The organism is Blautia sp. BCRC 81119 (assembly GCF_003184505.1).
In the GTDB taxonomy this organism is placed as follows: domain Bacteria; phylum Bacillota; class Clostridia; order Lachnospirales; family Lachnospiraceae; genus Blautia_A; species Blautia_A fusiformis.
Genome location: NZ_QJHD01000012.1, coordinates 70,110 through 93,048 on the forward strand (window position 1 = coordinate 70,110; position 22,939 = coordinate 93,048).

Genomic DNA, 22,939 nt, shown 5'->3' on the forward strand with positions numbered 1-22,939 from the left:
AAGAGAGGAACAGCCAATATCATCTGCCTTCAGATATTGGCTGTAATATATATGATACATAAAAAATACAAGCAGCAGATAACGATAAGATTCTTATATCAGTCAAGGAAGCCTGTGAACGCACAGGTCTTTCAGAGAAAACCATGAGAATTCTTATGAAGAATAATACCTTCATGGTACGAATTGGGCGAAGAACCCTGATTGATAAGAAAAAATTTCAGAAATGGATAGATCGGCAGTCTTGAAAGGTTTTTGGGGTTGTGTTAAAATTAAGTCCAGTGCCATGCATGATCATCTATTGTTATTAGAAAAAGGATGGTAATGTTATGGAAAAAATCTAAGAGGAAAAGAAATAGGTAAGGGAATCCGACAAAGAAAAGATGGGCGGTAAGAAGCCAGAATCACAATTAAGGGATCTGGCAACCGCCTTTTTCTATCTATGGAACAAATCTTCAGCAGGTGAAAAAGCAAAGAAACATGTATTTGGCGGAAGTTCTCCCAGGTATTCCAGGCTTTGATTCGAGTATGTCCGTTTCAAAATGGTATGAGAAATGGATGGAACTTTATAAGGTTCGGAATCTTAAAGCAACCACGATAAGAAATTATGAAGAAAAGTATGGAAAAGAAAGCTAATTTTACTGATAAAATGACAATTTAGGAAGAGGTTTAAATATTTGGAAAAAGCAAGAAACACTGAAGAAGAGAAAAAAATGGGTCAAAAGTGGGTCAAAAAAAAATATAAGGCATCTGAAACCCGCATAAACACTGGGTTTCCGGCTGATACCAGTACATTATCACCGATGATGAAAGAATACGTAAAGACCAAAGAAGAGTACAGCGACTGTATCCTTTTTTACCGTCTGGGCGATTTTTATGAAATGTTCTTTGATGATGCGCTGACTGCATCCAAGGAACTGGAGATCACACTTACAGGAAAAGACTGCGGATTGGAAGAGAGAGCGCCCATGTGTGGCGTTCCTTTTCATGCTGCGGAAACTTATATCAACCGGCTGATCGAAAAGGGCTATAAGGTTGCCATCTGCGAACAGGTAGAAGATCCGAAAAAAGCCAAGGGTCTTGTTAAACGAGAGGTTGTCCGCATTGTCACGCCGGGAACTACTCTGGATACCATGTCACTGGACGAGTCCAAAAACAATTATCTGATGTCCATCGTCTCCATTGGAGAGCATTTTGGCTGTGCAATTGCAGATATCACAACCGGTGACTGTTTTCTCACAGAACTGGATAAACCTCAGAAGCTTCTGGATGAGATCAATAAATTTACACCTGCAGAGATCATCTGCAATGACGCCTTTCTTTTAAGCGGTGTGGATGTAGCGGATCTGAAGGGGCGTCTTGGAATCTGTGTATTTGCTCTGGATCCCTGGTACTTTGACGACCAGCTGTGCCAGAAAACCCTGAAAGAGCATTTTCACGTCGGAAATCTGGAAGGTCTCGGGATCGGAGATTATGACAGCGGGATCATTGCTTCCGGTGCACTGTTCCTGTATCTGAAGGAAACACAGAAAACAGCACTTTCCCATATGGCAAGCATCCGCCCTTACTCTGCTGAAAAATATATGCTCATCGACAGCTCCAGCCGTCGTAACCTGGAGCTTGTGGAAACCATGCGCGAAAAGCAGAAAAGAGGTTCTCTTCTCTGGGTTCTGGATAAAACCAAAACTGCCATGGGTGCAAGAACCCTTCGTTCTTATGTGGAGCAGCCTCTGATCGATGCAGAGGAAATCGAAAAGAGACTTGGTGCCCTGGAAGAACTGAACGCAAAACCTATGGATCGTGATGAGATCCGGGAATACTTAAATCCGATCTACGATCTGGAACGTCTGATAAGCCGTATCAGCTATAAATCTGCCAACCCAAGAGATCTGGTTTCCTTTGCCTCTTCCCTGGAAATGCTGCCTTATATAAAGCAGATCCTTGCAGAATTTAAATCTCCGCTGCTTATGCAGATCAACGAAGACATGGATCCATTGTCAGACATTACCGATCTGATCCGTAATTCCATTGCTGATGATCCGCCCCTTGCCCAAAAGGACGGCGGTATCATTCGGGAAGGTTATAACGAAGATGTGGATAAATTCCGCCGCTCCCGGACAGATGGAAAGAAGTGGTTATCTGAATTGGAAGCAAGAGAGCGGGAACGTACCGGTATTAAGAGCCTGAAGATCAAATATAACCGTGTATTCGGCTATTCCCTGGAAGTTACCAACACCTTCAAGGATCTCGTGCCGGAGGACTATATCCGCAAACAGACCCTTACCAACGCAGAGCGTTACATCACCCAGGAGCTGAAGGATCTGGAGGATCTGATCCTTGGAGCAGAAGATAAGCTTTATGCATTAGAATTTGAACTGTTTTCAGATATCCGTGATCAGGTTGGAGCTGAGGTTGTCCGTATCCAGCGTACTGCAAAGGCAGTAGCTGCTCTGGATGTTTTTGCTTCCCTTGCACTGGTTGCACAGAGGAATAACTTTGTCCGGCCCAAGATCAATGAGACCGGCCTCATTGATATCCGAAATGGCCGCCACCCGGTTGTGGAACAGATGATTGAAAACGATATGTTCATTCCAAATGATACGTATCTTGACAACCACAAAAAACGTATCTCCATTATCACAGGACCGAACATGGCCGGAAAATCCACATACATGCGCCAGACAGCATTGATCGTACTGATGGCACAGATCGGAAGCTTTGTTCCTGCGGACAGTGCGAATATCGGTGTGGTTGACCGGATCTTCACCCGTGTGGGAGCATCCGATGACCTTGCAAGCGGACAGAGTACCTTTATGGTGGAGATGACAGAGGTTGCCAACATTCTTCGTAATGCCACTTCCCGAAGTCTTCTGATCCTGGATGAGATCGGACGTGGAACTAGTACCTTTGACGGCCTTTCCATTGCCTGGGCAGTGATCGAACACATCAGCAACACCAAACTCTGCGGCGCCAAGACCTTATTTGCGACCCATTATCACGAGCTTACCGAACTGGAAGGCAAGCTTTCCGGTGTCAACAACTACTGTATCGCTGTCAAGGAAAAAGGCGACGATATCGTATTCCTGCGTAAGATCGTAAAAGGCGGAGCAGATAAAAGCTATGGTATCCAGGTAGCCAAGCTTGCCGGTGTTCCGGATTCCGTGATCCAGCGTGCCAAGGAACTGGTAGAGGAGCTCAGTGATGCAGATATCACTGCAGCTGTAAAAGATCTAACTGCTCCAAAGAAAAAGCAGAAGATCACCTATGATCAGTTAGATATGGCACAGATGTCACTGTTTGACACGGTACAGGACAATGATATCATTGAAGAGATCAAAAACCTGGAGATCGGGAATCTGACACCAATGGAAGCTTTGAACATTCTCTATAACCTGCAGAACAAAATTAAGAACCGGTGGTGAGACCCTTGAAAAAAATTGCAGTTTTAGACCAGAATACCATTGATAAGATCGCAGCAGGAGAGGTCGTAGAGCGCCCCTCCTCTGTTGTAAAAGAGCTTGTGGAAAATGCCATTGACGCAGGTGCTACCGCTATTACTGTAGAGATCACAGACGGCGGAAAAAAGCTGATCCGTATCACGGACAATGGCTCCGGAATGGATGCAGAGCAGGTTCCGCTTGCTTTTCTCCGCCATGCCACAAGTAAAATTGAAAAAGTAGAAGACCTGACCCACATTGCCTCTCTTGGCTTCCGTGGTGAAGCACTTTCCAGTATTGCCGCCGTCTCCCAGGTGGAGCTGATCACAAAGACTCCTTCCGGGATCAGTGGTACCCGTTATGTGATCGAAGGCGGAAAAGAACAGTCTCTGGAGGAAATGGGGGCACCGGAGGGAACAACATTTCTGATCCGAAACCTCTTTTACAATACACCTGCAAGGAGCAAATTCCTGAAATCCGATATGACAGAAGCCGGTTACATCAATACTCTGATGGAGCAGTTGGCGCTTTCCCATCCGGAAATCTCCTTTAAATATATCCAGAACCGTCAGGTGAAGCTTTCCAGTTCCGGAAACTACAGCGTAAAAGATGTGATCTACAGTGTCTACGGCCGGGAGATCGCCAAGGCGCTTCTGGATGTTTCCTACGAAAATGATTTCATGAAGATCGAGGGCTTTGTGGGGAAACCGGAGATTTCCAGAGGAAACCGTACTTTTGAGAATTATTATATCAATGGCCGATATGTAAAAAACAAGATCATTACCAAGGCCATTGAGGACGGATATAAAGGACTTGTCATGCAGCATAAATTTCCGTTTGTCTCACTTCGGATCGAAATGGACGGCAATGACCTGGATGTTAATGTGCATCCCGCAAAGAGAGAAGTGCGTTTTGCCAGAGAAACCGAAGTTTATACGGCCATTTATGAAACTGTCCGCAAGGTATTGACCCACAGAGAACTGATCCCACAGGTATCTGTTGGAAAAGACGAACCGACATCCCGCACAGAACAGATAAAGCCAGGAAATATTCCGGAGCCTTTTGAAGTAAAACGGCGGCAGGAGATGTACGGTCACCCAAATCGGACGGCAAATATAGCTTCCCATGCTGCACCGACAGCTTCTGAAGTACGTAGTACAGCGCCGGTTCCATCGATACCTTATAATAAGCCAACAAATGGTACCGCCTCCTATGGTTCAGCTGAAACAACTCACAATTCTTCAGCTTCTTCTGCAGATAAATACAAACGTGTGGATTCTCTGCGGGAAAATCCCGTATATGAATCGCAGCCTTTCACAAAAGAAGAAGAGGAAATGTTTTCCGGAACATTAAAAGACGGAAGAAATGAAAATTCCGCTACAGAAACAGCAGATTATGAAGTGATTTCTGAAAAGCCTGCTGAATCGGCACCTCCTGAGGTAGACAACGAGCCGATCAAATCGCAGGAACAGGAACCGCCAAAACAGCTGGAACTGTTCGAAGAACGGCTTCTTGCTCCTGAATCCAGAAGCCGCCACAGACTGATCGGACAGCTGTTTGATACCTACTGGCTGGTACAGTTTGAGGATAATTTTTATATCATTGACCAGCATGCTGCCCATGAAAAAGTATATTATGAGCGATTCGTAAAGCAGTTTCAGTCCCAGAACATCCAGTCCCAGTATGTAAGTCCCCCACTGATCGTTTCACTCAGCCTTGAGGAGGAGAATCTGCTGAAGGCAAACAAAAAGTATTTCCGGGATTTCGGCTTTGAGATCGAACCCTTTGGCGGAAGGGAGTACAGTATCAGTGCGGTTCCCTCCAGCCTTCTGGGAATGACAGAAGAAGAGCTGTTTCTGGAAATGCTGGACCATCTCACTGCAGACGGCTCCAAAGATGCATTTGAACTGTTTACCGCAAGGCTTGCAACTATGGCCTGCAAAGCTGCTGTAAAAGGCAATCATTCCATGTCACCCCAGGAAGCCGACAAGCTGATCGATGAACTTCTGACACTGGAAAATCCTTATAACTGTCCTCATGGAAGGCCAACCATCATTGCCATGAGTAAGACAGAGATTGAAAAAAAATTTAAACGTATCGTGTAAGATACCTATCATAAACGGAGAAAATCTATGAAAAAACCTCTTATCGTCCTTACCGGACCTACTGCCGTGGGAAAAACAAAACTTTCCATTGCCCTTGCAAAAGCAGTAAACGGAGAGATCATCTCCGCAGATTCCATGCAGGTTTACCGCCATATGGATATTGGTTCCGCCAAGATCACACCGGAAGAAATGGATGGCGTCCCTCATCATCTGGTGGATGTGTTGGAGCCCACAGAAGATTTTAATATTGTCCTTTTCCAGCAGATGGCAAAAGAAGCCATGGAAAAAATTTATGATAAAGGCCGGATCCCGATCCTGGTAGGCGGCACGGGATTTTATATTCAGGCCGTAACCAGAGATATTGATTTTACCAGTTCCAACCAGGATGACCATTACCGCAGGGAGCTGGAAGAGCTGGCAGAACAAAAAGGCCCTTCATTTCTTCATGACATGCTTGCTAAGGTCGATCCCAAGTCAGCCGAAGATATCCATGAGAACAATGTCAAGCGGGTGATACGTGCCCTGGAATTTTATAAACAGAACGGTACCAGGATCTCCGAACATAATGAAGAACAGAAGGAGCATACCAGTCCCTATGCACTGGCTTATTTCGTCCTGAACGCACCACGCCCACTTCTCTATGAACGCATTGACACAAGAGTGGACGAAATGCTGAAAAACGGTCTGACAGAAGAAGTTAAAAAGCTTCGGGAGATGGGCTGCCACGGGGGAATGGTTTCCATGCAGGGGCTTGGCTATAAGGAAATCCTGGACTGGATGGGCGGAAACTATTCTTATGAGGAAGCCGTAAGGGTCCTGAAACGTGACACCAGACACTTTGCCAAACGTCAGCTTACCTGGTTCCGCAGAGAAGGCGAAGTAACCTGGGTAGATAAAGATAACTTTGATTACGATGACAGCAGGATCCTTTCCTACATGCTTTCTGTATGCAGGGAAAAGGGAATCCTCCCTGCCAAATAAAATAAAAAAGGAAAAATGATCATGAAAGAATTATATGCACAACTTGGAATCTCTTCTGCAGTTTACGATTTCGGTAAATCTGTGGAAGATTCCCTGAAAGAACGTTTTGAGAAATTTGATAAGACTGCAGAATACAACCAGATGAAGGTTATCCGCGCCATGCAGAAGAACCGTGTCAGTGAGGCTTGTTTCGGAGCTTCCTCCGGTTATGGCTACAACGACCTTGGCCGCGAAACTCTGGAGCAGGTCTATGCCGATACCTTCCACACAGAAGCCTGCCTGGTACGCCCGCAGATCACCTGTGGAACTCATGCACTTGCCATTGCTCTCTTCGGAAACCTGCGCCCCGGTGACGAGCTTCTTTCCCCTGTAGGAAAGCCTTACGATACCCTGGAAGAAGTGATCGGTATCCGCCCGTCCAATGGTTCCCTTGCGGAATATGGCGTAAAATATCGTCAGGTGGATCTTCTCGAGGATGGTACCTTTGATTATGAAAACATCAGAAAAGCAGTCAATGAAAAAACAAAGCTGGTAACCATCCAGCGTTCCAAAGGCTATCAGACCCGTCCTTCTTTCTCCGTAAAACAGATCGGTGAGCTGATCTCTTTTGTAAAAAAGATCAAGCCGGATGTGATCTGCATGGTAGATAACTGCTACGGAGAATTCGTAGATACCATCGAGCCCAGTGATGTAGGTGCAGATATCATGGTCGGCTCCCTGATCAAAAATCCAGGTGGCGGCCTTGCTCCTATCGGTGGTTATATCGCAGGAAGAAAAGACTGTGTGGAAAATGCTTCCTACCGTATGACCTGCCCGGGACTGGGCATGGAAGTTGGTGCAACTCTTGGTGTAAACCGTTCTCTGTATCAGGGATTTTTCCTTGCACCGATGATCACCAAAGGAGCTTTAAAGGGTGCTGTTTTTGCAGCGAACATTTACGAAAAGCTTGGTTTCCCGGTAGTTCCCAACAGCACAGAGCCACGTCAGGATATCATCCAGGCGGTCACTCTCGGAACACCGGAGGGTCTTGTAGCATTCTGCCAGGGTATCCAGGCTGCTGCACCGGTAGACAGCTTTGTAACACCGGAGCCGTGGGATATGCCGGGATATGACAGCCAGGTGATCATGGCAGCAGGTGCTTTTATCCAGGGTTCTTCCATCGAGCTTTCTGCCGATGGTCCTATGAAACCGCCTTATGCAGTTTATTTCCAGGGTGGTCTCACCTGGGAGCATGCAAAGCTGGGAATCCTGAAATCTCTTCAGTATATGGTTGATAAGGAACTTGTAAGCTTATGAAAAAATCCGAAGGACCGGACTTAAAAAAACAGATCTTTGTCATAGGAGCCGGTGCTTCCGGTCTTATGGCAGCTATTCAGGCTGCTGTATACGGAGCTGCAGTTACGGTTCTGGAACAAAATGACCGTCCCGGCAGAAAAATCTGTGCTACGGGAAACGGCCGTTGTAATATGACGAACCTGAATCAGGATAAAAACGCTTACCGGGGATCTCATCCTGAATTTGCCAAAGATGCCCTGGCACAGTTTCCTGTGGAAAAAACTCTGAAATTCTTTCAGGAACTGGGAATCTGTACCACAGACCGTAGCGGATGGATCTATCCCCGAAGCAACCAGGCACAGAGTGTGGTAGATGTTCTTGTCATGAAGGCACGCAGCCTGAAGGTAAAGCTGAAAACCAATCAGACCGTTACCGGCGTGTCTTTTGCAGACGGACAGTGGAAGATCCATACGGACGGATGGACCTACAGTGGTGATGCCGTGATCCTTGCAAATGGTTCCCGTGCGTCTTCCGTTGCAGGTTCCTGCGAAAGCGGATATGAAATTGCAAAAAGTCTCGGACATCATCTGATCGAACCCCTTCCCGCACTGACAGCTCTGAAATGTAGGGGAAATTCTTTTTCCGGCTGGAGTGGTGTACGGACAGAAGGGAAGATAATACTTTATATAGACGGCACACCGACAGTCTCCCAGCAGGGAGAGCTGCAGCTTACCGATTACGGTGTATCCGGGATCCCGGTATTCCAGATTTCCCGCTATGCTATCCGTGCCGTCCATGAAAACAAAAATGTGGAGCTTTCCATAAATTTTTTTCCGGAACTGAACCGGAAAGAGCTGGAAGAATACCTGGAGCACAGAAAAGCAGCCTGCCCTTACAAAACAGAAAAAGAACTTCTCATCGGACTTTTTCCTGAAAAACTGATCCGTGTTTTATGTGCGCAGAAGGATCTTATCCGCGGGATCACCGATTTTCGTCTCCCGGTAAAAAACGGCCTTTCCTTTGAACAGGCACAGGTTTGTTCCGGTGGAGTGGATACGTCTGAAGTTCACAGCAAAACCATGGAGTCCAGACTTCATAAAGGTCTTTATTTTGCCGGAGAGCTCCTTGACATTGACGGTACCTGCGGAGGTTATAACCTGCAGTGGGCGTGGTCAAGCGGAGCTGCCGCCGGTATCTGGGCAGCAAAGGAGGAAGAAAAATGATCCGGATCACACAGCTGAAGCTTCCCATCACTCATACAGAAGAGCAGCTTCACCGAAAAATAGCAAAAATGCTTCGTCTTGGAAATCAACCGTTCACCTATGAGATCCGAAAACAATCTCTGGATGCCCGGCACAAAGAGGACAAAAAATTTGTCTACACTGTAGATATTAAACTGGATAACGAATCCCGTGTTCTCAAAAAGGTTCACGATAAAAATATTATGTTAACCTCTGAGAAAAAATATCATTTTCCCTCATCTGGCTCTGAAACTCTGTCCCATCGTCCTGTAGTGATCGGAAGCGGACCTGCAGGATTATTCTGTGCCTGGTACCTGGCCAAAGCCGGGTACTGTCCACTGGTACTGGAACGGGGAGAAGAAGCAGACAAACGCCAGGAAACCGTGGAAAATTTCTGGAAAAACGGCATCCTGGATCCGGATTCCAATGTACAGTTCGGAGAGGGCGGTGCAGGGACTTTTTCCGATGGAAAGCTGAATACTCTGGTAAAAGATACTTTTGGAAGAGGAAAGGAAGTTCTTTCCCGATTTGTGGAGGCAGGAGCTCCCTCTGAGATCCTTTACCAGCAAAAGCCTCATCTTGGCACAGATCAGCTTGTAGGTATCGTTCAGTTTATGCGTCATCAGATTGAAGAAATGGGCGGGGAATTCCGTTTTCGTTCCACAGTAACTGATCTGATGATTCGTGACCGGAAGCTTAATGCAGTCATTGTCAATGCAAAAGAGGAAATACCGGCAGAAATCTGCATTCTTGCTCCCGGCCACAGCGCCAGAGATACGTTTGCCATGCTGGAAAAACACAATATTAACATGGAGCCGAAATCTTTTGCAGTGGGGGTACGTGTGGAACATCCGCAGACTATGATCAACCAGGATCTTTACGGGGAACCGGAAAACGACCGTCTGGGTGCATCCAGCTACAAGGTTACCCATACACTGGAAAACGGACGTGGCGTTTATTCTTTCTGTATGTGTCCCGGCGGATATGTTGTAAATGCATCTTCTGAAGAAGGTATGCTTGCAGTGAATGGTATGAGCTATCAGGCACGTGACAGCCATAATGCCAACAGTGCTATCATCGTTACGGTAAACCCTTCTGATTTTCCTGAAGAGGGAGTTCTCGGCGGAATCGCTCTGCAGCGAAAACTGGAGCGCGCTGCCTGGGAAGCCGGAAACGGAAAAATTCCGGTACAGCTTTTCAAAGATTACTGTACCCATCAGAAAAGTACCAGGCTTGGAGATGTGATCCCCTGTATCAAAGGAGCTTATACACTTACCGATGTCCGCAGTATTTTCCCGAAAGAGATCGGCGATTCCATTGAAGCAGGAATCCATGCTTTTGGAAAAAAGCTTTCCGGTTTTGACCGACCGGATGCATTGCTGGAAGGAGTAGAAAGCCGTACCTCTTCTCCTGTACGGATCGTTCGGGAACCGAAAAAGCTCACTTCCAATATAGAAGGGATCTACCCCTGCGGAGAGGGCGCCGGTTACGCCGGAGGCATTACATCCGCAGCAATGGACGGGATCAAGGTGGCAGAAGCAGTCGCTTCTGTTTATGCCCTGCCTGTAAACAAAATGTGAAAAAAGTGGAAATTTCCGGGATAGAGTGTACATCCCTGCTTTTTTATGCTAAAATAACTTCTGCAATTTTGCATCCCCTTCTTCGAGAGCGAAAAGGGAAATCATATGAAAGATACTATAATGGAAATGCCAGATTATCAGCGTCCGTATGAAAAATGTCTGCGGGAAGGAGAACAGTCCTTGAGCGATCGAGAGCTTCTTGCCGTGATCCTGCGCTGTGGCGTACAGGGATCCAGTTCCCTGACTCTGGCAGATAAAATCCTGAATTTATCGAAACAGACCGGATACAGTGGCCTGCTTGGACTGTTTCATATTTCCATGCAGGAACTGATGAAGATCCATGGGATCGGTAAGGTAAAAGCCATACAGCTGAAATGTATCGGGGAACTTTCCAAGCGTATGGCAACCGCAGCTGCAAAACCGGAATTGTCTTTTCACCATCCGGTAACCATTGCGAAATATTATATGGAGCGGCTTCGACATGAAGAGCAGGAATTGCTTTACTGCATGATGCTGGACGGACATAACCATTTGTCGGGTGAACAGCTTTTAAGCCGCGGTACAGTCAATGCCACACTGATCACACCAAGAGAAGTCTTTGTAGAAGCTGTAAAATATCGTGCGGTGAACCTGATCCTGGTCCACAATCATCCGGGTGGTGATCCCTCCCCCAGTCAGGCTGATCTGGATGTTACGGAACGGATCTATCATTGCGGTGAACTCCTCGGCATCCATCTTCTGGATCATATCATCATCGGTGATCACAGGTATGTCAGTTTCCGCGAAAAAGGGATTTTTGATGAATATACTTAAGTGAAGGGACAGATTTATGCTTTTTAGAAATAATTACGGAGTAGACCTTGGAAGCAGCTCTGTAAAAGTCTATTCATTTTTCAGAAACAAAAGTTACATAGAAAAGAACATGGTAGCCTACAGAGGACGCCGGATCCTTGCCATAGGGAACGAAGCTTATGAAATGTTTGAAAAATCACCTGCAGATATTTCCGTAAATTCTCCTATGGCTTTCGGTATGCTGGCAAATCTGGAATTGCAGGAGATCGTCCTTTACAGCATGATAAAAAAGATCGATCATACATCCGGTCTCGGAGCAGACATATATTTCTCCGTACCACTTGATATGACTGCTATCGAAAAGAGGGCATACTATCATCTGGTCAATGGTCACTGGCTGCGGAAAAACCGTGTTTTTATGGTGGAGTCCCCTATTGCAGATGCCATTGCCATGGGAATCGACCCTGAAAAGAATCAGGGCAGCATGATCGTAAACATCGGTGCACAGAGTACAGAGTTTTCCATCATAACCGACGGCAAGATCATCATCAGCCGTAAGATCCCCATCGGAGGCAGACAGATGAACGAATCTATCTGCAGCGAGATCCGAAAACATTATAATCTTCAGATTGGAACACGAACTGCAAAACGTCTGAAAGTAGTTATGGGAAGACTGAACGATCAGAAAAAAGAAGCCCGAAAAGTAGTCGGGATCGACAGTATTTCCGGACTTCCACGAGAAGAAGTTATTTCTGCCTACGTTGTTAATGAAGGGATCGCCAACTGTGTGAACCAGATCGCAGCAGAGATGAAATCTTTTCTGGAACGTACCCCGCCACAGATTGCTTATCATATCGCAAAAGAGGGCATTTATCTGACCGGCGGCAGTACACGGCTTCCTTATATAGATAACTATCTGGCTAGCTATACAGGATTTGCCTTTAATCTTTCTGATCTGTATGAAACTTCTGCAGCATACGGCCTGGAAAAGATCATCCGCGACAGAAACCTGCGCAAATGGGCCCAGCCGGTAAAGCAGAAAAAACTGTAAAGGGGCATATATAATGAAAAACATCCGAAAAAAAGTGCGTTTTCATTTTAATTTAAAAAGTAAACATCTTCTGGTAATCATGACATTTTTCTGTGGAAGCTGCATCGTAGCTACAGCAGCCTCCGGAACCTCTTCCGCACCACTTCAGGAGGCAGCCGGTTTTCTTATCGTTCCCTTTGAAAAGGGGATCGCCGGTGTCAGCGATATATTTGGAAATGTAAAAAACAATCTTCGTGATAAACAGGACGTGCTTCAGGAAAACGAAGAGCTGAAAAGTCAGATCAACAGTCTTACGGAACAGAATAACATCCTGATCCAGGACCAGACAGAGCTCACACGCCTGAAGGAACTTTACGATCTTGATCAGGAATATACCGACTATCCCAAGGTTGCCGCAAGGATAATCTCCAAAGATCCCGGAAACTGGTATGATACCTTTATGATCAACAAAGGCAGTAATAACGGGATCCGGGTTGATAACAACGTAATCGCCGGAAAGGGTCTTGTGGGTATCGTTACAGAAGTGGGACCTTCCTGGGCTACTGTCCGTTCCATCATCGATGACAGCAGCAATGTCAGTGCCATGGCAGTCAGTACTTCCGACAACTGCGTTGTCACTGGAGATCTGAAACTGATCGATGAAGGCAAATTAAGCTTTGAGCAGCTTTACGATCAGGATAACAAGGTAACAGTCGGAGAACGTATTGTCACCTCGAACATCAGTGAAAAATATGTGGAAGGACTGTTTATTGGTTATGTCAGTGAGATCCAGCAGGATCCCAATAACCTGACAAAAACAGGTACGATCGTTACACCGGTTGATTTCGGTCATCTGAAAGATGTATTTGTGATCACCACCAATAAACAGGACGCGATAGACAAATCGGAGGATGCGTCCAATGAAAAATAGGATTATATTATTTATCACTATCATTGTCTGTTTTCTCCTTCAGTGCACAGTAATGGACCGTATTTCCATTGGATCCATCACTCCAAATCTGCTTTTGATCCTGTGTGTATCCATGGGACTTATGCGTGGAAGAAAAGTCGGTCTGTGGACTGGATTTTTTTCCGGGCTTTTTGTCGATCTCTTTTATGGATCATTGTTTGGATTTTATGCACTGATCTATATGTATATAGGTTTTATCAGCGGCTATGCATTCCGCAGTTTTTATGATGATGATCTGAAAGTTCCGCTTTTTCTTGTAGCAGGAACAGATCTTCTTTATAATCTGGCTGTGTATGGCCTCCAGTTTCTGCTCAGAGGCCGTCTTGGATTCTGGACCTACATATACAGGATCATTATCCCCGAGATTGTATATACGGTTTTTCTCACCATCATCGTATACCGGGTATTTTACTGGATCAACTACCACTTAATGGATACTGTAAGGAAAGAAAGTGAGTCTATTTGGGAATTAAAATAAAAAAAATCATCAAAAAAATCCGTCTGAAACGTACTACAGTTCTTGTGATCGTATTTATTTTTCTGTCATCTGTCCTGGTCCGGCAGCTTTTCAGTCTGCAGATCATACAAGGAGAGGATTACATCAGTAAATTTCAGACACGTACCACCAAAACACGCGTGATCAAAAGCACCCGTGGTAATATTTATGACCGTAACGGCACAGTTGTCGCCTCCAATGTACTTGCATATTCTGTCACATTCGAAGATAGCGGTACATACAACAGCACCAGAGAAAAGAATCTGACTCTGAACGGTATCGCCTACCAGGTATTACAGATCCTTTCCAAAAACGGGGACAGCTTATCTGATAATTTTCATATTACCGTCAATGATCATGGCGACTATGCTTTTGATGTAGATGAAGGATTTACTCTTAACCGTTTCCGTGCGGATATTTACGGAGAAGCACAGATTGATGATCTCAGTGAGGAGCAGAAAAACGCAACCGCAGCCCAGATCATGGATCATCTTACCGGAAGCAGCGGATTTTCTATCGTTCTTTACGGAAAAGATGCCTACACCCCGGAAGAACTTGCCGCACATTCTCTTCCGGAAGAGCTTACCAAACAGGAAATCCTCGAAATTGCGATCATGCGCTATCAGCTGAACACCAACAGTTTCAAGAAATATATGCCGGTGACCATTGCAACAAATGTCAGTGAAAAATCTGTGGCAGCCATAAAAGAAAATCAGGCCGCTCTCCAGGGTATTGACATTGTAGAAGATTCCACCAGAAAATATGTGGACGATGAGAGTATGGCGCCGATCCTCGGTTACACAGGCCAGGCCTCTTCTGAGGAATTGGAAACCCTTCGTAAGGATAATCCTGATTATTCCAATGATGCGGTTGTTGGAAAAGCCGGAATCGAACAGTATATGGAGCTTGAACTTCAGGGAAAAGACGGAGAAGAAACGGTCACAGTTGATAATCTTGGTAAAGTCCTTGACATCGACAATTCTAAAACTGTTGATCCTGTGGCCGGAAACGATGTTTATCTGACCATTGATTCCGACTGGCAGAAGAGTATTTACCAGATCCTGGAACAGCGTGTTGCTGGTATTGTCCTCTCTAAACTGACACCGAATAAAAGCTTTGATTATGAAGCAGAGAAAGATGCAAGTAAGATCACCATCCCAATCTATGATGTATACAATGCACTGATCGCAAACAGTGTGATCGATATCAATAAATTCAGTGATGCAGATGCTTCCGACACAGAAAAAAATTTATACGTCAAATTTCAGCAAAAACAGCAACAGGTTTTTGATACAATAAGTAACAGGCTGACAGGCGACAATCCTCCAGCCTATAAGGATGAAGATACGCAGATGCAGGAATATCTTACCTATATCTGTGATGATCTTCTTACCAATACCTTGAAGGTACTGAAAAGTGATTCCATTGATACCGCGGATGAAACATACAAAGCCTGGAAAAATGATCAGAGTATCAGTCTGAAGGATTATCTGAACTACGCTGCCAGTCAGAACTGGATCGATATTTCCCAGATCTCAACCTCCGGAGAATATCTGGATTCTGAAGAGATCTATCAGGCTCTTACCGCCTATATCATTGATTACCTGAAAACAGATACAGGCTTTTCAAAGCTTCTGTATAAATATATGCTTCAGGAAGACACCATCAGTGGAGAAGATCTGTGTCTTGTTCTCTATGAACAGGGCGTTCTTTCCAAAGAAGACGAGCTGTATCAGACAATGGCCTCCGGTGGTCTTGATGCCTACACCTTCATGTATCGCAAGATCGCAAATCTTGAGATCACACCGGCCCAGCTTGCGTTGGCTCCGTGCTCTGCATCTGCGGTGATCACAGATACTACAACCGGAAATGTTCTCGCATGTGTTTCCTATCCGGGATATGATAATAATCGTCTGACCAACAATATGGATACTGATTATTATGCAAAGCTTTCCACAGATCTTTCCAGCCCGTTCTTCAACAAGGCAACACAGCAGAAGACGGCTCCAGGATCTACCTTAAAGATCTTATCTACTGTTGCCGGCATGTCTGAGGGCGTAATAGATGATGGCACATATATTGAATGTACAGGAAGCTTTGACCTTGTAACACCTCCGATCAACTGCTGGAATAAACAGGGCCACGGTTCTCTTGATATCCGTGAAGCCATTGAGCAGTCCTGTAACGTATTTTTCACTACGATTGGTTTCGAACTTGGTAAAGATTCCGAAGGTAACTTTTCTGAAGCCAGAAGTCTTGGAATGCTTCAGAAATATGCTTCCCTCATGGGATTGGATCAGAAAACCGGCATTGAAATTTCCGAAGCTTCTCCGCAGGTTTCTGACAAAAACGCCGTCCCTTCCTATATTGGACAGGGTACCAATGCGTTTACGACCAGCCAGCTTGCACGTTATGCGTCAACGATCGCCACTTCCGGTACGATCTATAAGCTTTCCCTTCTGGACCGTGTGACGGATTCCAAAGGAAAACTTATAAAGGAATATCCTTCCGAAACAGCTGGACAGCTGGATCTTTCCAGCAATATCTGGGATGACATCCATGACGGTATGTATCGTGTGGTGCAGACTCATGATCAGTTTAACAGACTTGGAGTTGAAGTAGCAGGAAAAACCGGTACTGCCGAGATTGACTATTATCATCCGAACAATGCACTTTTTATCGGATATGCGCCTGTTTCTGATCCCAAGTACGCAATATCTGTACGAATCGCAAACGGATATGCATCCGGTAATGCCTGCCTTGCAGCTAATGATATCTTTAAATACATTTTCGGACTTGCAGATGAAAGCACCATTCTCACTGGCTATGCAGCAAGCGATACCAGTAATGTATCGAATGACTAAACAAACTTTATGAGGATACCAGAAGTGTGGAACATTTTATAGGAGGAATCAGAAAACATGAGTGAAGTCATTGTCATTACATCTGGAAAAGGCGGTGTTGGAAAAACCACCACCGTGGCAAATATCGGGACCGGACTGGCTGCCATGGGAAAAAGGGTTGCAGTTGTAGATACCGATATCGGACTCCGAAATCTGGATGTTGTCATGGGACTGGAGAACCGTATTGTTTATAATCTGGTTGATGTGATCAATGGGAGCTGCCGCCTGAAACAGGCACTGATCCGGGATCGTCGGCATTCAGAACTGTATCTTCTTCCGTCTGCCCAGACCAAGGACAAAACTGCCGTATCTCCGGAACAGATGATCAAGCTTACCGATGATCTCCGGGAAGAATTCGATTATGTCCTTCTGGATTGTCCGGCAGGAATTGAACAGGGATTCAAAAATGCAGTAGCCGGAGCGGACCGTGCACTGGTCGTGACCACACCGGAAGTTTCCGCGATCCGGGATGCAGACCGTATCATCGGGTTGCTGGAGTCCGGAGGGCTCCGTGATATCCGGCTGATCATCAACCGGCTTCGACCGGAAATGATCGCCAGAGGTGATATGATGTCCGTAGAAGATGTGTTGGAAATCCTGGCTGTAGATCTGATCGGTGCGATCCTGGATGATGAACAGATCGTGATCTCCACAAATCAGGGAGAACCTTTATCCGGAAAAAATTCCCAGGCAGAAGAAGAGTATCGCAATATCTGCCGGAGACTTATGGGCGAAGAGGTCCCTTATGTTACTGTGCGTCGAAAAAATGGTGTATTCCACCGTCTTGGCAGCATTTTTCGAAAATAACAGACGCCTTGCTGTCTGACATTTTTCATCACAGGAGGAATGATTATGGGATTTTTCTCCGGGAAAAACCACTCTGCAGGCTATGCACGCGACAGGATGAAGCTTCTTCTTGTATCGGAACGCATAGACTGTTCTCCACAGATGATGAAGCTTTTACGGAACGATCTGATACATGCCGTAAAAAAATACGTTGTAATTGATGAACCAGGGGTGACCATACAGATCACACAGGAACCACCTGTTCTGCATGCAGTCATACCCGTACTTAAGAAAAGAGATGCATAATTTATGATTAAACAGTATAAGCTGCGGTTTTACAATTTTCGACTGGTGATCTTTCTCCTGGCGATCAGCTTTATTGGAATTCAGCTTGTAGGAACAGCTGCCGACTACCTTCGCACACGTCAGCTTCTGGGTGTGATCATCGGTGTGGTCTTTATGCTGATCCTTTCACTGATGGATTATTCCTGGCTGCTGAATTTTCAATGGATCATGTATGGATTTAATATCGTTATGCTTCTGGCTGTCCGGTTCTTCGGATCCAGCGCCAATGGTGCTGCCAGATGGGTGGATTTAGGTTTTATCCGTTTCCAGCCTACCGAGCTTTCAAAGATCATCATTATCCTGTTTTTTGCCAAATTTTTTATGGATCATGAGGAAGATCTGAATACCTTAAAGACTCTGATACAATCAGCTGTCCTTCTGGTCATCCCACTGATGCTGATCTATGTACAGCCGGATATGAAAAACACCATCACCGTAACAGTCCTGTTCTGTATTCTGATCTACATCGCAGGACTTAGTTATAAGATCATCGGAGGTGTAGCCTTGATCGCGATTCCTCTGGCCATCATCTTTCTGTCCATTATCGTGCAGCCGGATCAGAAACTGATACAGGATTACCAGAGAAACCGTATCATGTCATTCCTGTATCCGGAGAACGAAGAATACGCAGATGATATTGAACAGCAGAACAACTCAAAAACAGCCATCGCCTCCGGAGAGCTTGTGGGACGTGCTTTCAGTAATGACACCAGTGTTACATCCGTAAATGATGGAAACTTTGTTTCTGAGAATCAGACCGACTTTATTTTTGCGGTGGCTGGAGAGCAGTACGGATTTATCGGCTGTACTCTGATCGTACTGCTGCTGTTTCTGATCACCTTTGAATGTATCCGTATGAGCCTGCGGGCCAAGGATCTTGCCGGTAAGGTCATATGCTGCGGTGTTGGAAGCATTGTTTCCATACAGAGCTTCATCAACATCTGTGTTGCTACCGGCCTTGCACCAAACACAGGTACTCCGCTTCCTTTTGTAAGCTATGGTCTTACTTCTCTGATCAGTCTGTTTATGGGTATGGGACTTGTTCTCAATGTAGGACTGCAGAGCAGTGCATATAATAAAGAATTACAGAAAAAAGGTCAGAAATCGGATACCTACTTTCGGAAAGAGGAATACTTATGACACGTAAAGAACCTGTAAAAAATCATGTACGTTCTGGCAATCCTTCCAGAGGTCAGGCTTCCCGGGCTGCATATACAGCTTCCAAGGGGACAAAAAGAACTTCCACGCCGTCTGACGGAACTGTTTCTGCCAGACGTAAAGCTCAAAATACCCGGATAAAACGGATGCGTCGCAAAAGGATTCGCAACACCATTTTTCTCCTTCTTCTGCTGATCGTACTATGCACAGCTGGCGGTTTTGGTGTTTACATGCTGAAGGGCGGAGATTTTTCCACTCCTGCAAATTCTTTCAATGCATTCTCCGAGTTTGATAATACTCTGACTTCCAAAGAAGAGCAGCGCGCGGCAGGTTTCGCCCATGATTTCTGTGTTGTTACAAAAGATGTTGCTCTGGATTCTGTCAGTCTGGATGACAGCCAGTCCGGTGTGCTTCTGAATCTCAGTGATAAAAAGGTACTCTATGCAAAAGGTGCCTACAACAAGGTTTATCCTGCCAGCATCACAAAGATCATGACAGCTATGCTTGCACTGAAATATGGAAACATGGACGATACAGTAACGATCTCACAGGAGAATGTTACCCTGGAATCCGGTTCTCAGGTAGCTGGTTTCCAGGCGGGAGATCAGGTTACCATGGATCAGCTTCTTCATTGTCTTCTTGTTTATTCTGCCAATGATGCAGCATCTGCCATTGCGGAACATATAGGTGGATCAACAGATAAATTTGTAGAGATGATGAACAGCTTTGCTGCAGAACTTGGCTGTACAGGAACTCACTTTACCAATCCCCATGGTCTTCAGGACGAAAATCATTATACAACGCCTTATGACATTTATCTGATGCTGAAAGAAGCCTTGAATTATCCGGAGTTTACAGACATCACACAAATGGCATCTTATACAGTTAGCTATAAGCATTCCGATGGCTCCGATGCAAGTGCTACCTTACCCGCTACAGATCATTATCTTACCGGAGAGGCAGCAACTCCTAAGGATGTCACTATCCTTGGAGGAAAAACAGGAACAACCGATAAAGCCGGTAACTGTCTGGCACTTTTAAGCCAGAATGCTTATGGGAAGCCATTTATTTCCATCGTCATGGGTGCGTCCTCAAAGGATGTTCTTTATCAGGAAATGACATCCTTGCTCCAGAACATCAACTGACAGGATTCCATACAAAAAACAAAAAAGCAGATCTGTTTGAAATTTTATTTCGCAGATCTGCTTTTTTATTCTTTTTTTTACATTCAGTTAATTTCTACTGTATCATCGGTGCCATCACTGCCGGTATCTTCGGTCTCACTGCTATCAAGATCCGTATCCGAAGTACCACTGTAATCATTGTCATCGACCACTTCACCTGAGCCACTGTCCGGATCTTCATAATTGCCTGCGTCTTCACCGGTTCCATCTGAAGATGTATCTGAAGTATCTGCTCCATTGGCTTCACTATCCGTATTGCCGTCGTAAGAATTATCACCTGGATCATAAGTCGGCTCTTCCGTATAGGAATCTCCGTCCCCAGTATCGTCATAAGAATACGAACTCTCGGGCTCACTGCTGTAGCTGTCCTCTGTATAGATTGGAAAATCCGCATCAGCGGTTCCCTCTGATGTAGAATCTGTAACAGGCTCCGCCGCATTATTATCCGGAATAGCAGTAAGATGAGAAACCGTTCCATCCTTTGGGACGACGATATAGATTCCCAGCATCACGATACATAATGCCATGGCTAATCCGGCAATCTTCATTTCTTCCATATGTTTCATCGCTGATGATCTCCCTGTCGTTTTTTTGTATTATAGCACAGAATCACTCATATTTGTAAAACAGCCATGTATTTCTTTTGTTTTTCTGTAACAGTTCCCGAAATTTATTTCGCGATCATATAGACACACTTTCTCTGGGTGTTTATAATAAATAATCATATTTATTCATAAGCTTAAAGAAAGGCGTAACATTTTATGGGCGACTGCATTACCACATACACTGGAAAACATTTTGATCCGACACATCCGGACGAAGAGCTGATCTGCATTGAGGACATTGCACACGCACTTTCTCTTCTATGCCGCGGAAATGGTCATGTAAGGACTTTTTTCTCTGTAGGGCAGCATTGCATCCTCTGTGCCAAAGAAGCCGAAGCACGTGGCTATTCCGGTCGTCTTATACTGGCGTCCCTTCTTCACGATGCCAGCGAATGTTATATGTCCGATGTTCCAAGACCATTTAAGAAAAGTCTTCCTGCGTATCGGAAACAGGAGGAAGCTCTTTTAAACATTATCTATCAGAAATATCTGGGATCCGGACTTTCTGACATAGAAGAGCAGAAGCTGAAGGAGATCGACAATGACCTGCTCTGGTATGACCTGAAATATCTTCTGAATGAAACACCGGACACTCCAAAACCGGTTGTCCATGTTCCGATCCAATACCGGCAATACCCTTTTTCACAGGTAGAAGAGGAATATCGGAACCTTTTTGATCAGCTGTCTGCAAAAATCTGTAAATAGATATAACAGACACACTTTATACAATTGAAAGAAGAACCCTATATGGAACGATTGATTTTTCATGTTGATGTAAACAGTGCTTTTCTTTCCTGGGAAGCAGCAAAAAGAGTAAAGATGGGACTTCCGGATCTGAGAGACATCCCTTCCTGTATTGGCGGAGACCCCAGTAAACGTACCGGCATCGTTGTCGCCAAGTCCATTCCTGCAAAAAAATACGGAATCCAGACAGGAGAGCCTATGGCTATGGCTTTTCGCAAATGTCCGAATCTTGTGGCCGTTCCATCTGACTTTGAATTATACGATAAATGTTCCAGAGCCTTCAAAAAAATCTGTGGGTCCTATGCACCGGTAATGGAATCCTTTTCCATTGATGAGGTTTTTCTGGATATGACCGGAACCTCCTATATTTACCCGGATCCGGTGGCAACTGCCCATGAGCTGAAGGATAAGATCCGTACAGAACTCGGCTTTACCGTAAATATCGGCATCTCCACCAATAAACTTCTTGCAAAAATGGCCTCTGATTTCGAAAAGCCAGATAAGGTGCATACTTTATTTCCGGAAGAAATCCCTGTAAAAATGTGGCCTCTTCCAGTGAGAGAGCTTCTTTTTCTTGGCAGATCCTCTGAAAAAAAACTGCAGGACGCAGGGATCAGAACCATCGGAGATCTGGCTCATGAAAAAAAAGCAAAGATACAGGCACTTCTCGGTGAAAAAGCAGGACAGCAGTTATATCAGTATGCCCGTGGCCTTGATGACTCCCCTGTGAAAGCAAAACCTGATGAAGCAAAAGGATTCAGTCTGGAAACTACATTTAACGATGATCTGGTCTCACTGGAGCAGGCACTTCCAATCCTGCTGGAACAATGCGATATTCTGGCCGCCCGCATGCGCCGCAAAAAGAAAAAATGCACCTGCATTTCTGTAACCTTCCGTACCCTGGATTTTCGAAACAAATCTCATCAGACTAAACTGCCAAATGCCACCGATATCACAGAAGAGATTTACAGAAATGCCCAAAACCTCTTTCAGGAGTCCTGGATGAGACAGCCACTCCGGCTCCTGGGAGTATCACTGACCGGTCTTACGGATGATTCCTTTGAACAGCTGTCCTTTTTTGAGGATACTCACAAGAAGGAACGCCAGCAGAAACTGGATGCAGCACTGGATTCCATCCGTCTGAAGTACGGAAACGACAAGGTTACCCGGGCCAGTATCATGAACAGCACTGCCCGGATCGGAAGGAAAGCAAAAGCACAAATGGAAAATGAAAGAGATCAGTAAAGCTTGATTAAAATTACCAGTTTTTTTCAAAAAGCCCTTGCAATTTTATTCACAATGCACTATAA

Annotated in this window: 19 protein-coding genes; 18 read left to right on the plus strand and 1 reads right to left on the minus strand. The window is 45.2% G+C overall.

The features are described from left to right. The first annotated feature begins 95 nt into the window (after window positions 1–95). From DMI82_RS20790 to DMI82_RS09210, 16 genes are all read left to right on the plus strand, one after another. Window positions 96–245, plus strand: a complete 150-nt coding sequence (locus tag DMI82_RS20790; protein WP_227588800.1) for a helix-turn-helix domain-containing protein — start codon at window positions 96–98, stop codon at window positions 243–245. 555 nt (window positions 246–800) lie between these two features. Beyond that, the gene (gene mutS / locus DMI82_RS09140) at window positions 801–3,419 is read left to right on the plus strand and encodes a DNA mismatch repair protein MutS (protein WP_015525114.1); all 2,619 of its coding nucleotides are present in this window, start codon (window positions 801–803) and stop codon (window positions 3,417–3,419) included. A gap of 5 nt (window positions 3,420–3,424) precedes the next feature. Then, window positions 3,425–5,539 (plus strand): DNA mismatch repair endonuclease MutL, encoded by a 2,115-nt coding sequence (mutL, locus tag DMI82_RS09145; RefSeq protein ID WP_044961807.1) that lies wholly within the window; start codon window positions 3,425–3,427, stop codon window positions 5,537–5,539. Window positions 5,540–5,566: 27 nt separating this feature from the next. Beyond that, on the plus strand, window positions 5,567–6,520 hold the full coding sequence (gene miaA / locus DMI82_RS09150; RefSeq protein ID WP_110103135.1) for a tRNA (adenosine(37)-N6)-dimethylallyltransferase MiaA: 954 nt from the start codon (window positions 5,567–5,569) through the stop codon (window positions 6,518–6,520). A 21-nt stretch (window positions 6,521–6,541) separates the two neighbouring features. Then, window positions 6,542–7,816 (plus strand): methionine gamma-lyase family protein, encoded by a 1,275-nt coding sequence (locus DMI82_RS09155; protein WP_092070035.1) that lies wholly within the window; start codon window positions 6,542–6,544, stop codon window positions 7,814–7,816. Beyond that, window positions 7,813–9,018 (plus strand): NAD(P)/FAD-dependent oxidoreductase, encoded by a 1,206-nt coding sequence (locus DMI82_RS09160; protein WP_110103136.1) that lies wholly within the window; start codon window positions 7,813–7,815, stop codon window positions 9,016–9,018. Before DMI82_RS09155 ends, DMI82_RS09160 begins: the two co-directional genes overlap by 4 nt. Next, the gene (locus DMI82_RS09165; protein WP_110103137.1) at window positions 9,015–10,616 is read left to right on the plus strand and encodes an NAD(P)/FAD-dependent oxidoreductase; all 1,602 of its coding nucleotides are present in this window, start codon (window positions 9,015–9,017) and stop codon (window positions 10,614–10,616) included. Before DMI82_RS09160 ends, DMI82_RS09165 begins: the two co-directional genes overlap by 4 nt. 105 nt (window positions 10,617–10,721) lie before the next feature. Then, window positions 10,722–11,429 carry a RadC family protein gene (gene radC, locus DMI82_RS09170; protein WP_022427291.1) on the plus strand — a complete coding sequence of 236 codons (708 nt, stop codon included), beginning with the start codon at window positions 10,722–10,724 and terminating at the stop codon, window positions 11,427–11,429. Between the two features lie 16 nt (window positions 11,430–11,445). Beyond that, window positions 11,446–12,459, plus strand: a complete 1,014-nt coding sequence (locus tag DMI82_RS09175; RefSeq protein ID WP_110103138.1) for a rod shape-determining protein — start codon at window positions 11,446–11,448, stop codon at window positions 12,457–12,459. A gap of 13 nt (window positions 12,460–12,472) precedes the next feature. Further along, the gene (gene mreC / locus DMI82_RS09180) at window positions 12,473–13,369 is read left to right on the plus strand and encodes a rod shape-determining protein MreC (RefSeq protein ID WP_022427290.1); all 897 of its coding nucleotides are present in this window, start codon (window positions 12,473–12,475) and stop codon (window positions 13,367–13,369) included. Beyond that, a complete protein-coding gene (mreD, locus tag DMI82_RS09185) occupies window positions 13,359–13,886 on the plus strand; it encodes a rod shape-determining protein MreD (protein ID WP_021652034.1) in 528 nt (175 codons plus the stop codon). Before mreC ends, mreD begins: the two co-directional genes overlap by 11 nt. Beyond that, window positions 13,871–16,768 carry a penicillin-binding transpeptidase domain-containing protein gene (locus DMI82_RS09190; RefSeq protein WP_110103139.1) on the plus strand — a complete coding sequence of 966 codons (2,898 nt, stop codon included), beginning with the start codon at window positions 13,871–13,873 and terminating at the stop codon, window positions 16,766–16,768. The genes mreD and DMI82_RS09190 overlap by 16 nt, the downstream gene beginning before the upstream one ends. A 57-nt stretch (window positions 16,769–16,825) precedes the next feature. After that, window positions 16,826–17,614, plus strand: a complete 789-nt coding sequence (gene minD / locus DMI82_RS09195) for a septum site-determining protein MinD (protein ID WP_015525126.1) — start codon at window positions 16,826–16,828, stop codon at window positions 17,612–17,614. A 45-nt stretch (window positions 17,615–17,659) separates the two neighbouring features. Beyond that, window positions 17,660–17,899 carry a cell division topological specificity factor MinE gene (minE, locus tag DMI82_RS09200; protein WP_015525127.1) on the plus strand — a complete coding sequence of 80 codons (240 nt, stop codon included), beginning with the start codon at window positions 17,660–17,662 and terminating at the stop codon, window positions 17,897–17,899. Between the two features lie 3 nt (window positions 17,900–17,902). Continuing rightward, window positions 17,903–19,078: an FtsW/RodA/SpoVE family cell cycle protein gene (locus DMI82_RS09205; RefSeq protein ID WP_092070019.1), complete on the plus strand. Its 1,176-nt coding sequence runs from the start codon at window positions 17,903–17,905 to the stop codon at window positions 19,076–19,078. Further along, window positions 19,075–20,241 carry a D-alanyl-D-alanine carboxypeptidase family protein gene (locus tag DMI82_RS09210; protein ID WP_110103140.1) on the plus strand — a complete coding sequence of 389 codons (1,167 nt, stop codon included), beginning with the start codon at window positions 19,075–19,077 and terminating at the stop codon, window positions 20,239–20,241. Before DMI82_RS09205 ends, DMI82_RS09210 begins: the two co-directional genes overlap by 4 nt. An 83-nt stretch (window positions 20,242–20,324) precedes the next feature. On the opposite strand, the gene DMI82_RS09215 is transcribed toward DMI82_RS09210, so the two are convergent. Beyond that, window positions 20,325–20,846, minus strand: a complete 522-nt coding sequence (locus DMI82_RS09215) for a hypothetical protein (RefSeq protein ID WP_059085850.1) — start codon at window positions 20,844–20,846, stop codon at window positions 20,325–20,327. Between the two features lie 195 nt (window positions 20,847–21,041). Here DMI82_RS09215 and DMI82_RS09220 point away from each other — a divergent pair, with 195 nt between their 5' ends. Further along, window positions 21,042–21,590 carry a hypothetical protein gene (locus tag DMI82_RS09220; RefSeq protein ID WP_059085851.1) on the plus strand — a complete coding sequence of 183 codons (549 nt, stop codon included), beginning with the start codon at window positions 21,042–21,044 and terminating at the stop codon, window positions 21,588–21,590. Between the two features lie 42 nt (window positions 21,591–21,632). Continuing rightward, window positions 21,633–22,874 (plus strand): DNA polymerase Y family protein, encoded by a 1,242-nt coding sequence (locus DMI82_RS09225; protein WP_059085852.1) that lies wholly within the window; start codon window positions 21,633–21,635, stop codon window positions 22,872–22,874. The last annotated feature ends 65 nt before the right edge of the window (window positions 22,875–22,939 follow it).